This is a genomic window from Azohydromonas sediminis (assembly GCF_003574675.1).
Lineage (GTDB): Bacteria > Pseudomonadota > Gammaproteobacteria > Burkholderiales > Burkholderiaceae_C > Calidifontimicrobium > Calidifontimicrobium sediminis.
This window is the reverse complement of record NZ_QOAZ01000027.1, coordinates 1-12662: the sequence shown is the minus strand read 5'-3', so window position 1 is coordinate 12662 and position 12662 is coordinate 1. Positions and strand designations below refer to the sequence as shown.

Here is a 12662-nt window from a genome sequence, read left to right as displayed (position 1 = left end):
TCAGCCCCCGGTCACCGGCGGGAAGAAGGCGACTTCGGCGCCGTCGTCGAGCGCGGCGGCCTCGTCGACCATCGCGTGGTTCAGCGCACAGCGCACCGCGCGCGTGCGCGCGAGCACCTCGGCGTGGCGACCACCGCGCGCGATCAGCGCATCGCGCAGCGCGCCGACGGTGGCCGGCGCGGCCAGCTCGACCGCCTCGGTCGGGCCAAGCGCCTCGCGCAGCGAGGCGAAGTAACGCACCGTGAGCTTCATCCGGCGATCAGCGTCGACAACGGCAGGTAGCGTACCCGATCGCCGGCGCGGATCGCCTGCCCCGGCGGGTTGTCCACGAGCCCGTCGGCCCATACGACCGAGGTCAGCACGCCCGAACTCTGGTTCGCAAACAGCTCGAGCGTGCCGTCGGCGCCGACGCGCACGCGCAGGAACTCGCGCCGCTTGTCGGGCCTGGGCCAGTCGAAGCCGGCGGTCATCGGCAGTGCGCGCGGCAGCGCCGCTTCGGCGCCTTGCAGCACGTTGAGCACCGCGTGCACCGCGAGCACGAAGGTGACGAAGCTCGACACCGGGTTGCCCGGCAGGCCGACGAACAGCGCCTCGCCCGCCCCGGCCGGACGGCGGACCGCGCCGAACGCGAGCGGCTTGCCCGGCTTGATCGCGACTTGCCACAGCTCGACGCGGCCCTCGGCCTGGAGCGCCGGGCGGATGTGGTCTTCCTCGCCGACCGAGACGCCGCCCGAGGTCAGGATCAGGTCGTGCCCGGCGGCGGCCTCGCGCAACGCGGTGCGCGTCGCGTCGAGCCGGTCGGGCACGATGCCGAGGTCGGTCACCTCGCAGCCCGCGGCCTGCAGCAGGCCGCGCAGCGTGAAGCGGTTGCTGTTGTAGATCGCGCCGGGCGGCAAGTCTTGCGGCGCCACCGCGCCGGGCATGATCAGCTCGTCGCCGGTGGAAAACAGCGCGACGCGCGGCCGGCGCACGACGCCGAGCGTCGCCGCACCGACCGTGGCCGCCAGGCCGAGCGCCTGCGGCGTGAGGCGCGTGCCGGCGGCGAGCACGGTGCGCCCCGCCTGCACGTCCTCGCCGCGGCGGCGGATCCACTGTCCGGGCTTGGGCGCCTCGCGCACGCGGATGCCGCCGTCGACGACGTCGACGAGTTCCTGCATCACGACGGCGTCGGCGCCTGGCGGAATCTGCGCGCCGGTGAAGATGCGCGCTGCGGCGCCGGGCTCGAGCGGCTGGCCGACGTGGCCGGCGGCGATGCGCTGCGCGACCGGCAGCACCACGTCGGCCGACTGCGCGTCGGCGGCGCGCAGCGCGTAGCCGTCCATCGACGTGTTGTCCGCCGGCGGCACGTCGATCGCCGAGACGACGTCGGCGGCGAGCACGCGCCCGAGCGCGTCGAAGGTCGAGACGGTCTCGGTCTCGGCGATGCGCGCGGCAGCGGCGCCGGCGGCCAGGCGCGCGAGCGCTTCGTCGAGGCTGAGCAGCGGGGGGCGGGCAGTGTCGGCCATGGCGTCAGGCGAAGCGGGATCGGTCGTGGTCGAGACGGTCGCCGGCGGCGTGCAAGACGGCGACGAGCGCCGCGGCGTCGTCCAGCGGCACGACGGGGCGCAGCGTCGGCACGGGCAGCGCGTCGGGGCGGTCGGTCGCGACGGCGACGACGAACGGGTCTTCGGGATAGATCGGCGCGTCGCCGCGGCGTGCCGCGACCTCCTCGCGCCAGACCTCGACCTTCATGATGTCGGCGTGCTTGAAGCCCTCGACGAGCACCCAGTCGACGTCGATCAGCTCGGCGAGCAGGTCGTGCACCGGGAGCTCGACCTCGGTGCCGTACTCGCGCAGCAGCGCCATGCGCCGCGGCGACGCGACGAGCACCTCGAACGCTCCGGCCTCGCGGAAGCGGTGGCTGTCCTTGCCCGGGCGGTCGAGGTCGAAGCCGACGTGCGCGTGCTTGATCACCGACACGCGCTGCCCCGCTCGACGAAGCTCGGCGACGACACCCTCGATCAGCGTCGTCTTGCCGACGCCGGACGGGCCGCAGAAGCCCACCACCTTCATGCGGCGACCTGCCTCACGCGCAGTGCGTCTCGATGTAGCGCTTGACCGCGTCGACCTGCGCCGGCAGCACCGTGAAGCGCTTGGGCAGGGCCTCGATGCCCTCGAAGCCGGGAGGCCGCTCGGGCTCGCGGCCGAGCGCCTCGCGGATCGTCGCCGCGAACTTGGCCGGCAGCGCCGTCTCGAGCACGACCATCGGCACGCCGGGGTCGAGGTGCTCGCGCGCGACCCTCAGGCCGTCGGCGGTGTGCGTGTCGATCATCACGCCGTGGCGCTGCCAGGTGTCGCGGATCGTCGCGAGCCGGTCGGCGTGCGTGCTGCGGCCCGAAACGAAGCCGAACGACGGCACGCGCGCGAACTCGTCGGGCGCGAGCGTGAAGCCGCCACGCTGGGGCACCTGCACGCCGAACAGCTCGGCGGTGCGCGCGGCGTCGCGCCCGAGCAGGTCGAACACGAAGCGCTCGAAGTTGCTCGCCTTGCTGATGTCCATCGACGGGCTCGAGGTCTCGAACGTCTCGGCGCTCGCGCGCACCCGGTACGTGCCAGTGCGGAAGAACTCGTCGAGCACGTCGTTCTCGTTCGTCGCGCACACGAGGCGGTGGATCGGCAGCCCCATCATGCGCGCGACGTGGCCGGCGCAGATGTTGCCGAAGTTGCCCGAAGGCACCGCGAAGCTGACGCGTTCGTCGTTGGTCTTCGTCGCCTGGAAGTAGCCGGCGAAGTAGTAGACGACCTGCGCGAGCAGGCGCGCCCAGTTGATCGAGTTGACGGTGCCGATCGACCAGCGGCGCTTGAATTCGAGGTCGCTGCTGACCGCCTTGACGATGTCCTGGCAGTCGTCGAACACGCCCTCGATCGCGAGGTTGTGGATGTTCGGGTCCTGCAGGCTGAACATCTGCGCCTGCTGGAACGGGCTCATGCGCCCGTGCGGGCTGAGCATGAACACGCGGATGCCCTTCTTGCCGCGCATTGCGTATTCGGCGGCGCTGCCGGTGTCGCCCGACGTCGCGCCGAGGATGTTGAGCTGCTGGCCGCGGCGCGCGAGCTCGTACTCGAAGAGATTGCCGAGCAGCTGCATCGCCATGTCCTTGAACGCCAGCGTCGGGCCGTTGGACAGCGCCTCCAGGTACAACCCGTCGCCGAGCGGCTTCAGCGGCACGATCGCGTCGGTGCCGAACACCTCGCGCGTGTAGGTCTTGCGCACGAGCGCACGCAGGTCGTCGGGCGGGATGTCGTCGACGTACAGCGACAGGATCTCGAACGCGAGGTCGGCGTACGGCAGGCCGCGCCAGCGTGCCAGGGTCGCGGCGTCGACGCGCGGGTAGTGCGTCGGCAGGTACAGACCGCCGTCGGGCGCCAGGCCCTCGAGCAGGATGTCGCAGAAGCCGCGCGGCGTCGTGTCGCCGCGGGTGCTCAAGTACTTCACGCCAGCTCTTCCTTGCGCAGGCTGACGATCGGCGCGAGCACGGTCGGCAGCGTCTGCATCTGCGCGATCGCGCGGCGCATCTGGCCCTCGACGGTGTCGTGCGTCAGGATGATGACGTCGGTCTTGTTCTCGCCTTCGGCCCCGACGTCCTGGCTCGGCCGCTGCAGCAGCGCGTCGATCGAGATCACGTGCTCGGCGAGGATGCCGGTGATCTTGGCCAGCACGCCGGCCTGGTCGGCCACCTGCAGCCGCAGGTAGAACGAGGTCACGACGTCGTCGATCGGCAGGATCGGCGTGTCGGCCAGCGCCTCGGGCTGGAACGCCAGATGGGGCACGCGGTGGTCGGGATCGGCGGTGTGCAGCCGCGTGACGTCGACGAGGTCGGCGATCACGGCCGACGCGGTCGGCTCGCTGCCCGCGCCCTTGCCGTAGTACAGCGTCGTGCCCACCGCGTCGCCCTGCACGACGACGGCGTTCATCGCGCCCTCGACGTTGGCGATCAGCCGCCGCGCCGGCACCAGCGTCGGGTGCACGCGCAGCTCGATGCCGTTGTCGCGGCGCTTGGTGATGCCCAGCAGCTTGATGCGGTAGCCCAGCTGCTCGGCGTAGCGGATGTCGGCGGCCTGCAGCTTCGTGATGCCCTCGACGTGCGCCTTGTCGAACTGCACCGGGATGCCGAACGCGATCGCGCTCATGATCGTCGCCTTGTGCGCGGCGTCGATGCCCTCGATGTCGAACGTCGGGTCGGCCTCGGCGTAGCCGAGCCGCTGCGCCTCCTTGAGCACGACGTCGAAGTCGAGCCCCTTGTCGCGCATCTCGCTGAGGATGAAGTTCGTCGTGCCGTTGATGATGCCGGCGATCCACTCGATGCGGTTGGCCGTCAGCCCCTCGCGCAGCGCCTTGATGATCGGGATGCCGCCGGCCACCGCGGCCTCGAACGCGACCATCACGCCCTTGTCGCGCGCGGCGGCGAAGATTTCGTTGCCGTGCACCGCGAGCAGCGCCTTGTTGGCGGTGACGACGTGTTTGCCGGCGGCGATCGCCTCGAGCACCAGCGTGCGCGCGATGCCGTAGCCGCCGATCAGCTCGACGACGATGTCGATGTCGGGGTTCGCGATGACCTTGCGCGCGTCGCCGACGACGCGCGCGCGCTCGCCGACGATGGCTTCGGCGCGCGCGGTGTCGAGGTCGGCGACCATCGCGATCTCGATGCCGCGCCCGGCGCGGCGGCGGATCTCGGCCTGGTTGCGCACGAGCACGTTGAACGTGCCGCTGCCGACGGTGCCGATGCCGAGCAGGCCGACCTGGATCGGTTTGGCGTCGACGTCGCGTCGATCGGCGGCCAGGCTGGTGGCCGCTGGGGGGCGGAGGGTCATGGGCGGGCTCAGGCCGTGTGGCGCTTGCGGTAGTGCTCGAGGAAGCGGGCGATGCGTCCGATGGCCTCGGCGAGATCGTCGGAGTTGGGCAGGAACACGAGGCGGAAGTGGTCGGGCTGGGGCCAGTTGAAGCCGGTGCCCTGCACGATCAGCACCTTCTCGTCGGCGAGCAGGTCGTAGGCGAACTGCTGGTCGTCGGTGATCGGGTAGATCTTCGGGTCCAGGCGCGGGAACATGTACAGCGCCGCCTTCGGCTTGACGACGCTGACGCCCGGGATCTGGCCGAGCAGGTCGCACGCGAGATCGCGCTGGCGCGTGAGCCGCCCGCCCGGCGCGACGAGGTCCTTGATGCTCTGGTAGCCGCCGAGCGCGGTCTGGATCGCGAGCTGGCCCGGCGTGTTTGCGCACAGCCGCATCGATGCGAGCATGTTCAGGCCCTCGATGTAGTCCTTCGCGTCGCGCTTGTCGCCGCTGACGACCATCCAGCCCGCGCGGTAGCCGCAGCTGCGGTAGTTCTTGCTCAGGCCGTTGAAGGTCACGAACAGCACGTCGTCGGCCAGCGACGCGATGCTCGTGTGCGTGTTGCCGTCGTACAGCGTCTTGTCGTAGATCTCGTCGGCGAACACGATCAGCTCGTGCTGGCGCGCGATCTCGACGATCTCCTTCAGCAGCTCGGGCGGGTACAGCGCCCCGGTGGGGTTGTTCGGGTTGATGACGACGATGCCGCGCGTGTTCGGCGTGATCTTGCGCCGGATGTCGTCGAGGTCGGGCAGCCAGCCGGCGCCCTCGTCGCACAGGTAGTGCACGGGGCGCCCACCCGACAGCGACACCGCCGCGGTCCACAGCGGGTAGTCGGGCGCCGGCACGAGGATCTCGTCGCCGTTGTCGAGCAGCGCGTTGAGCGCCATCACGATCAGCTCCGACGCGCCGTTGCCGAGGTAGACGTCGTCGACCGTGACGCCGTGGATGCCCTTTTCCTGCGTGTAGTGCACGACCGCCTTGCGCGGCGCGAACAGCCCCTTGCTGTCGGTGTAGCCCGCGGCGCTGGGCAGGTTGCGGATCATGTCCTGCACGATCTCGTCGGGCGGGTCGAAGCCGAACACGGCGAGGTTGCCGATGTTGAGCTTGATGATCTTGTGCCCTTCTTCCTCCATCTGCCGCGCCTTGTCGAGCACGGGCCCGCGGATGTCGTAGCAGACGTCGGCCAGCTTGCTGGACTTGGCGATCGGTTTCACGGAAAGGGGCTCCGGTCGGGTGCGGACGCGCCGTGGCACGGCGGACCTAGAATTATCTGGTATGAAGTTCCAGCCCGACCGGCTCGACGGCGTCAACGTCATTTCGCGCCACGACGCCGGGCGGGTGTGGGTCAACGCCACCGAGTGGCGTTCGAGCGTGCTGGTGCCCTGGCGCGGTGACGCCGTCGCCTGGCCGGTGCAGCGGCTGGCCGACCTGACCGCGGCGCATTTCGAGCAGCTGATCGCGCTGCAGCCCGAGGTCGTCATCTTCGGGTCGGGAACGCGCCTGCGTTTCGTCGCGCCCGCACTGCAGCGCGCGTTGATCGAGCGGCGCATCGGCGTCGAGACGATGGACACCGGCGCCGCCTGCCGCACCTACAACGTTCTGGCCAGCGAGGGGCGCATGGTCGCGGCGGCGCTGCTGATCGAACCCGGCGGCTGAGCGCCGTGCCGTGCCGCAGGGGCTGCGGCCGGGGCGCGAAGGGCCAGCGCCCCTATAATTTGTGATTGTGTTCGCGGTTGCGCCTGCCGCGTGCACTGCTCAGCGCCCGCCACGAAGCCGAGACCCGCCCGCCCATGACGCCCGCCCTGAACAAGCCCCTCCCCGAATTCGAAGCGTCCGCCACCGGCGGCGTCAAGTTCTCGCCGCAGGCGTTCGCGGGCAAGGCCATCGTGCTGTACTTCTACCCGAAGGACAACACGCCCGGCTGCACGACGGAGGCGATGCAGTTTCGCGACCGTCACAAGGAGTTCGTGAAGGCCGGTGCGGTCGTGTTCGGCGTCTCGCGCGACAACATGGCCTCGCACGAGCGCTTCAAGGCCAACCTCGAGCTGCCGTTCGAGCTGATTGCCGACACCGAAGAGAAGCTGTGCCACATGTTCGGTGTCGTCAAGAACAAGATCATGTACGGCAAGAAGGTCAAGGGCATCGAGCGCAGCACCTTCCTGATCGGCCCCGACGGCGTGCTGCGCGCCGAGTGGCGCGGCATCAAGGTCGCCGGCCACGTCGACGAAGTGCTCAAGGCCGTCAAGAGCCTGAAGCAGCCGGCCTGACGGCGCACGCGTCGACCATGACGACGGGCCCTGCGGGGCCCGTTCGCATTGGCGCGGGCCGTGCTGCACGCCGCCGGGCGGTGTGCATAATGGCTGCGTGAGTCGCGAATTTGCGCGCCGTCCGCCGAAGCCGCCCAGCCGACTGGGCGGCTTTTTCGTTTTCTGCACCGAGTCGACGCCCCTCCATGCCCCTGCCGAAGCCACCCGCCCGCAAAGCCGCCCTGCTCTCGCCCGCTGACTTCGAATCCCAGGCCGCGCCGAAGACGGCCAAGCGCACCCTCGGTGGCACGCCGCGCACCGACGCCGACACCACGGTGCTCGACCTGCTCGACGCCGCCGCCACGGCCCCCGCGGCCCGCCCCGAGGCGGCCCGCCCCGCCCCCACGCAGCCGCCGACGCGGCCGGCAGCGCGTGCACGCAAGCCACGCGCCGAGGGACCGCCGAAGCTGTTCGTCCTGGACACCAACGTGCTGATGCACGATCCGATGAGCCTGTTCCGCTTCGAGGAACACGACATCTACCTGCCGCTGATCACGCTCGAGGAACTCGACGGCCACAAAAAGGGCATGAGCGAGGTCGCGCGCAACGTGCGTCAGGTCAGCCGCGAGCTCGACGCGCTCGCCGCCGACGGCGCGCTGGCGCCGGCCGACGGCATCCCGCTGGCCAAGACGGGGCACCGCGAGGCCGGAGGGCGGCTGTTCTTCCAGACCACGCTGCTCGACAGCAAGCTGCCCGCGGCGCTGCCGCAGGGCAAGGCCGACAACCAGATCCTGGCCGTCGTGGCGGCGCTGCGCGAGGCGCACCCGGGCCGCGACGTCGTGCTGGTGTCGAAGGACATCAACATGCGCGTCAAGGCGCGCGCGCTCGGGCTGGCCGCCGAGGACTACTTCAACGACAAGACGCTCGAAGACGGCGACCTGCTCTACACCGGCGTGCTGCCGCTGCCCTCCGACTTCTGGGAGCGCCACGGCAAGACGATGGAGAGCTGGCAGCAAGGCGGCCACACCTTCTACCGCATCGCGGGGCCGCTCGTGCCCGCGCTGCTCGTCAACCAGTTCGTCTACCTCGAGACACCCGGCGCCGCGCCGCTGTATGCGCGCGTGACCGAGATCACCGGCAAGACCGCGGTGCTCAAGACGCTGAAGGACTACACGCACCAGAAGAACGCCGTGTGGGGCATCACGGCGCGCAACCGCGAGCAGAACTTCGCGCTGAACCTGCTGATGGACCCCGAGGTCGACTTCATCACGCTGACCGGCACGGCGGGCACCGGCAAGACACTGATGACGCTGGCCGCGGGGCTGAGCCAGGTGCTCGACGAGCGGCGCTACAGCGAGATCATCGTCACGCGCGTGACGGTGCCGCTCGGCGAGGACATCGGGTTCCTGCCCGGCACCGAGGAAGAGAAGATGGGCCCGTGGATGGGCGCGCTCGACGACAACCTCGAGGTGCTCGCGCGCAGCGACAGCGGCGCCGGCGAGTGGGGCCGCGCCGCGACCAACGACCTCGTGCGCGCGAAGATCAAGATCAAGAGCCTGAACTTCATGCGCGGGCGCACGTTCCTGAGCAAGTTCGTCATCATCGACGAGGCGCAGAACCTGACGCCCAAGCAGATGAAGACGCTCGTCACGCGTGCCGGCCCGGGCACGAAGATCGTCTGCCTGGGCAACCTCGCGCAGATCGACACGCCGTACCTGACCGAAGGCAGCTCGGGCCTGACCTACGTCGTCGACCGCTTCAAGGGCTGGCCGCACAGCGGCCACCTGATGCTCGCGCGCGGCGAGCGCTCGCGGCTGGCGGACTACGCGAGCGACGTGCTGTAGCGCGCGAGGACCTGCCCGCGTCCGGCGCTGCGGACGCGGAGGCAACCGGCATGACCCTAACTACGCCTACTCCACTGCGGGGGGCTCTGCCGGCGGCGGAGGCGGCGGAGGCGGCGGAGGCGGCGGAGGCGGCGGAGGCGGCGGAGGCGGCGGAGGCGGCGGAGGCGGCGGAGCTGACGGCTTGTCGTAGCAGCCGATCGTGTCGAGACCCACGTAAGGGCTCAGTGCGCGGTCGTTGAGCGTGAAGTCCGCACCAGCGAACCAGTGGTTGCCGTGCACGCCGCCGGTCAGCAGCGGCGTGGTCTTCTTGAAGTTGTAGCCGACGCCCAGCTGCCCTTGCAGACAGCGGTCACCCTTGAACCCCTGCAGCCGCGCCGCGTGCAGGCCGTCGGTCCAGAACTGGACACCGATGTCGGCCCCGCTCGGCTTGCCGTCGCTGTCGACATTGGCCTTGCGCCAGCCGATCACGGCAGCCGGCTTGATGACGGTGTCGAACTGCAGCAGGATGCCGGCATACCACTGGCTGTCGTCCTTGGCGGCGACAGGCCCAGTGCTGCCCAAAGCCGCGGCGACGGCAATGGCGAGAAGGCGTGGACGGGGCGGTTTTTTCACGGGACGCATCGCAGTCTCCTTCGTGGATCGCCGCCGCAGGCTAGTCCCGCCCGCGCAGCCTGTCAACGCCGGCGCCGAGGCCGGGTCGGCCATCCTTGAAGGCTCACCGCTGCCCGATCAGGTCCTTGACCTGCTGCAACGCGCTCGGATCCTCGATCGTCGTCAGGTCGCCGGGGTCGCGCCCCTCGCACACGGCCTGGATCGCGCGGCGCAGCAGCTTGCCCGAGCGCGTCTTCGGCAGCACGGTGACGAAGCGCACGCGCGCGGGCCTGGCGACCGCGCCGAGCTGCTCGTCGACGGTCTTCATGATCTCGCCTTCGAGCTTCAGCGCGTCGGCCGGCGTCGCCGCCTTCGATGGATCTTTCAGCACCGCGAACGCCATCGCGACTTGGCCCTTGAGCGGGTCGGCGACGCCGACCACCGCCACCTCGGCCACCGCCGGGTGGCTCGAGATGCTCTCCTCGATCTCGCGCGTGCCGAGCCGGTGCCCGGCGACGTTGATCACGTCGTCGGTGCGCCCGAGGATGAAGAAGTAGCCGTCCTCGTCGCGGATGCCCCAGTCGAACGTGCTGTAGACGAGCCGGCCCGGGATGCTCTTCCAGTACGTGTTGACGAAGCGCGCGTCGTCGCGCCAGACGGTCTGCATGCAGCCCGGGGGCAGCGGCCCCTCGATCGCGACGACGCCCTTCTGGTTCGCGCCCGTGAGCTCCTGCCCGGTGTTCTCATCGATCAGCTTGACGTCGTAGCCGTACACCGGCTTGCCCGGCGAACCGAACTTGCTCGGCGCCGGCTCGACGCCGTTGCAGATCGTCAGGATCGGCCAGCCGGTCTCGGTCTGCCAGTAGTTGTCGACGATCGGCCGTCCGATCGCCTCGGCGATCCACTTCGCGGTGGGTTCGTCGAGCGGTTCGCCGGCGAGGAACAGCGCCTTCAGGCTCGACAGGTCGTACTTCTTCAGGTACGCCGGATCCTGCTTCTTCAGCACGCGCACCGCGGTGGGCGCGCTGAACATCGACGTGACCTTGTACTTCTCGACCAGGCTCCACCAGATGCCGGCGTCGGGGCGGATCGGCAGGCCCTCGTAGAGGATCGTCGCCATGCCGGCGATCAGCGGCCCATAGACGATGTAGCTGTGGCCGACGACCCAGCCGATGTCGCTGGTGGAGAAGTACGTCTCGCCCGGCGCGCCGAGGAAGATGTGCTTCATGCTCGCCGCGAGCGCCACCGCGTAGCCGCCGGTGTCGCGCTGCACGCCCTTGGGCTTGCCGGTGGTGCCACTCGTGTAGAGCGTGTAGCTCGGGTGCGTCGACTCGACCCAGGTGCACGGCACCTGCGCGGCCATGTGCTTGCCGCGCAGTGGCGCATAGTCGACGTCGCGCCCGGCCACGCGTTCCATCGGGCTCAGCCCGCGGTCGACGAGCAGCACCTTGGCCGGCTTGTGCTTCGCCAGGCGGATCGCCTCGTCGAGCAGCGGCTTGTAGGCCACGACCTTGCCGCCGCGGCTGCCGGCGTCGGCGCTGACGATCACGGTCGGCTCGGCGTCGTCGATGCGGCTGGCGAGGCTCACGCTCGCGAAGCCGCCGAACACGACCGAGTGCAGCGCACCGATGCGCGTGCACGCGAGCATCGCGAACACCGCCTCGGGGATCATCGGCATGTAGATCAGCACGCGGTCGCCGGCCTTGACGCCGAGCTCGAGCAGCATCGCCGCGGTGCGCTGCACCTCGGCGTGCAGCTCGGCGAAGCTGTAGACGACCTCCTTGTCGACCTCGGTCGAGACCCAGATCAGCGCGTTCTGCGCCCCGCGCGTGGCGACGTGCCGGTCGACCGCGTTGTGGCACAGGTTGGTCTGGCCGCCGACGAACCACTTCGCGAACGGCGGGTTCGAGTAGTCGCAGACCTGCGTGAACGGGCGGTGCCAGTCGATCAGCGTCGCCTGCTCGGCCCAGAACGCGTCGCGGTCGGTGATCGAGCGGCGGTGGAAGTCGGCGTACGACATGCGGCGTCTCCTCGGGATCTTCGTGTGGATTTCGACGGCCGATTTTGAGGCCGGCGCTTGCGTCGGCCTGACGCCGCAGCCCGCTGCTGCGGCATCGGCGATGATCGGCGACGATGACCGCCGCCGACAACCCCTGCACCCGCTGCGGCGCCTGCTGCGCGAGCTTTCGCGTCGACTTCGCGCGCGCCGAGCTGCACAGCGAAGGCGGCACCGTGCCCGACGGGCTGGCCGTCGACCTCGGCGGCGCCACCTGCCGCCTGCGCGGCACCGACCACCAGCCGCCGCGCTGCGCGGCGCTGGTGGGCCGCGTCGGCGAGCGCGTGCGCTGCGCGATCCACGAGTGGCGCCCGTCGCCGTGCCGCGAGTTCGGGCTGCGCGCGCCGCTGGGCCTCGGCGACGACGCCTGCGACCGCGCCCGCGCGCACCACGGCCTGCCGCCGTTGCCGCACTGAGCCGCTCGCCCTTCGGACACCGGCACGGCGCGCGCGCTCAAGCGCGCCGGCAGCCGTTGACCTCGGACAAGGACGCGTTCGTGACGCGCGTTAGCATCGCGGCCCAGAAAGGATCGTGACCATCATGGCCTCGCCGCGCAAGACGAAAGCCCCCGAACCGGCCCCCGAGGCGGTGCTTCCCGACGACCTGACGCCGCCCGACAGCGAAGGCCTGGTGCAGCACCCCGACGGCTGGTACTGGCTTGCCCCCGACGGCAAGAACCAGTTCGGCCCCTTCGAGACCGCCGAGGAGGCGCGCGCCGACATGCTCGCCGCCGACGACGACGAGGGGGTCGAGCCCGGCGAGACGCTGCAGGAAGCCGAGGAAGAGCTCGGCATCGCCGACTGGATCGACCCCGAGACCGGCGAACCCGCCGAAGAGACGCACACGCGCCTCGAGGATCACTGACCCTAAATCCGGCAGTTACCCCGTCGCTGGCAGGCCAGCCGCGGGTCGTGGTGGGCCGACGATCGGGGCTATGCGGTCGCTGACGTAGCGCAGCAGGCAGCCCCAGCGGTCGAGGTCCTTGAACTGCTCCGCAGCTGACCGAACGTGCTGCAAGGCCGCGCCGATGTTGGCGATCAGCCGCTTGAGCAT

Annotated in this window: 13 protein-coding genes; 5 read left to right on the top strand and 8 right to left on the bottom strand. The window is 70.4% G+C overall.

Annotated features, from left to right (window positions below):
• From moaD to DRV96_RS13365, 6 genes are read right to left on the bottom strand one after another with little or no spacing between them, the layout of a single operon-like run.
• On the bottom strand, positions 1 to 252 hold the full coding sequence (gene moaD, locus DRV96_RS13390; RefSeq protein WP_119291939.1) for a molybdopterin converting factor subunit 1: 252 nt from the start codon (positions 250 to 252) through the stop codon (positions 1 to 3).
• Positions 249 to 1505: a molybdopterin molybdotransferase MoeA gene (locus DRV96_RS13385; protein WP_119291937.1), complete on the bottom strand. Its 1257-nt coding sequence runs from the start codon at positions 1503 to 1505 to the stop codon at positions 249 to 251. The genes moaD and DRV96_RS13385 overlap by 4 nt, the downstream gene beginning before the upstream one ends.
• A gap of 4 nt (positions 1506 to 1509) precedes the next feature.
• Complete coding sequence (gene mobB, locus DRV96_RS13380; RefSeq protein ID WP_119291935.1) at positions 1510 to 2052, bottom strand: molybdopterin-guanine dinucleotide biosynthesis protein B; 543 nt, start codon at positions 2050 to 2052, stop codon at positions 1510 to 1512.
• Positions 2053 to 2065: 13 nt separating this feature from the next.
• Positions 2066 to 3475, bottom strand: a complete 1410-nt coding sequence (gene thrC, locus DRV96_RS13375) for a threonine synthase (RefSeq protein WP_119291933.1) — start codon at positions 3473 to 3475, stop codon at positions 2066 to 2068.
• Positions 3472 to 4851 carry a homoserine dehydrogenase gene (locus tag DRV96_RS13370; protein WP_119291930.1) on the bottom strand — a complete coding sequence of 460 codons (1380 nt, stop codon included), beginning with the start codon at positions 4849 to 4851 and terminating at the stop codon, positions 3472 to 3474. Before DRV96_RS13370 ends, thrC begins: the two co-directional genes overlap by 4 nt.
• Before the next feature lie 8 nt (positions 4852 to 4859).
• A complete protein-coding gene (locus DRV96_RS13365) occupies positions 4860 to 6086 on the bottom strand; it encodes a pyridoxal phosphate-dependent aminotransferase (RefSeq protein WP_119291928.1) in 1227 nt (408 codons plus the stop codon).
• A 61-nt stretch (positions 6087 to 6147) separates the two neighbouring features.
• Here DRV96_RS13365 and DRV96_RS13360 point away from each other — a divergent pair, with 61 nt between their 5' ends.
• The 3 genes from DRV96_RS13360 (at position 6148) to DRV96_RS13350 (ending at position 8962) form a co-directional block, all read left to right on the top strand.
• The gene (locus DRV96_RS13360; protein ID WP_119291926.1) at positions 6148 to 6528 is read left to right on the top strand and encodes an Mth938-like domain-containing protein; all 381 of its coding nucleotides are present in this window, start codon (positions 6148 to 6150) and stop codon (positions 6526 to 6528) included.
• A gap of 134 nt (positions 6529 to 6662) precedes the next feature.
• Positions 6663 to 7139: a peroxiredoxin gene (locus DRV96_RS13355; RefSeq protein ID WP_119292016.1), complete on the top strand. Its 477-nt coding sequence runs from the start codon at positions 6663 to 6665 to the stop codon at positions 7137 to 7139.
• Between the two features lie 185 nt (positions 7140 to 7324).
• Complete coding sequence (locus tag DRV96_RS13350; protein WP_119291924.1) at positions 7325 to 8962, top strand: PhoH family protein; 1638 nt, start codon at positions 7325 to 7327, stop codon at positions 8960 to 8962.
• A gap of 66 nt (positions 8963 to 9028) precedes the next feature.
• Here DRV96_RS13350 and DRV96_RS18415 read toward each other — a convergent pair whose 3' ends face one another.
• Together DRV96_RS18415 and DRV96_RS13340 are read right to left on the bottom strand one after the other, a co-directional pair.
• Complete coding sequence (locus DRV96_RS18415) at positions 9029 to 9583, bottom strand: hypothetical protein (RefSeq protein WP_210757046.1); 555 nt, start codon at positions 9581 to 9583, stop codon at positions 9029 to 9031.
• Positions 9584 to 9677: 94 nt separating this feature from the next.
• Positions 9678 to 11573 (bottom strand): propionate--CoA ligase, encoded by a 1896-nt coding sequence (locus DRV96_RS13340; protein WP_119291920.1) that lies wholly within the window; start codon positions 11571 to 11573, stop codon positions 9678 to 9680.
• 113 nt (positions 11574 to 11686) lie between these two features.
• Between DRV96_RS13340 and DRV96_RS13335 the strand changes: the two genes are divergently transcribed.
• Together DRV96_RS13335 and DRV96_RS13330 are read left to right on the top strand one after the other, a co-directional pair.
• Positions 11687 to 12025 carry a YkgJ family cysteine cluster protein gene (locus DRV96_RS13335; protein WP_119291918.1) on the top strand — a complete coding sequence of 113 codons (339 nt, stop codon included), beginning with the start codon at positions 11687 to 11689 and terminating at the stop codon, positions 12023 to 12025.
• A 124-nt stretch (positions 12026 to 12149) separates the two neighbouring features.
• The gene (locus tag DRV96_RS13330) at positions 12150 to 12473 is read left to right on the top strand and encodes a hypothetical protein (protein ID WP_119291916.1); all 324 of its coding nucleotides are present in this window, start codon (positions 12150 to 12152) and stop codon (positions 12471 to 12473) included.
• Positions 12474 to 12662: the final 189 nt, after the last annotated feature.

Coding starts and splice junctions, on each gene's coding strand:
- moaD (WP_119291939.1), bottom strand. CDS start 252: ATGAAGCTCACGGTGCGTTACTTCGCCTCGCTGCGCGAGGCGCTTGGC.
- DRV96_RS13385 (WP_119291937.1), bottom strand. CDS start 1,505: ATGGCCGACACTGCCCGCCCCCCGCTGCTCAGCCTCGACGAAGCGCTC.
- mobB (WP_119291935.1), bottom strand. CDS start 2,052: ATGAAGGTGGTGGGCTTCTGCGGCCCGTCCGGCGTCGGCAAGACGACG.
- DRV96_RS13370 (WP_119291930.1), bottom strand. CDS start 4,851: ATGACCCTCCGCCCCCCAGCGGCCACCAGCCTGGCCGCCGATCGACGC.
- DRV96_RS13360 (WP_119291926.1), top strand. CDS start 6,148: ATGAAGTTCCAGCCCGACCGGCTCGACGGCGTCAACGTCATTTCGCGC.
- DRV96_RS13355 (WP_119292016.1), top strand. CDS start 6,663: ATGACGCCCGCCCTGAACAAGCCCCTCCCCGAATTCGAAGCGTCCGCC.
- DRV96_RS13350 (WP_119291924.1), top strand. CDS start 7,325: ATGCCCCTGCCGAAGCCACCCGCCCGCAAAGCCGCCCTGCTCTCGCCC.
- DRV96_RS18415 (WP_210757046.1), bottom strand. CDS start 9,583: ATGCGTCCCGTGAAAAAACCGCCCCGTCCACGCCTTCTCGCCATTGCC.
- DRV96_RS13340 (WP_119291920.1), bottom strand. CDS start 11,573: ATGTCGTACGCCGACTTCCACCGCCGCTCGATCACCGACCGCGACGCG.
- DRV96_RS13335 (WP_119291918.1), top strand. CDS start 11,687: ATGACCGCCGCCGACAACCCCTGCACCCGCTGCGGCGCCTGCTGCGCG.
- DRV96_RS13330 (WP_119291916.1), top strand. CDS start 12,150: ATGGCCTCGCCGCGCAAGACGAAAGCCCCCGAACCGGCCCCCGAGGCG.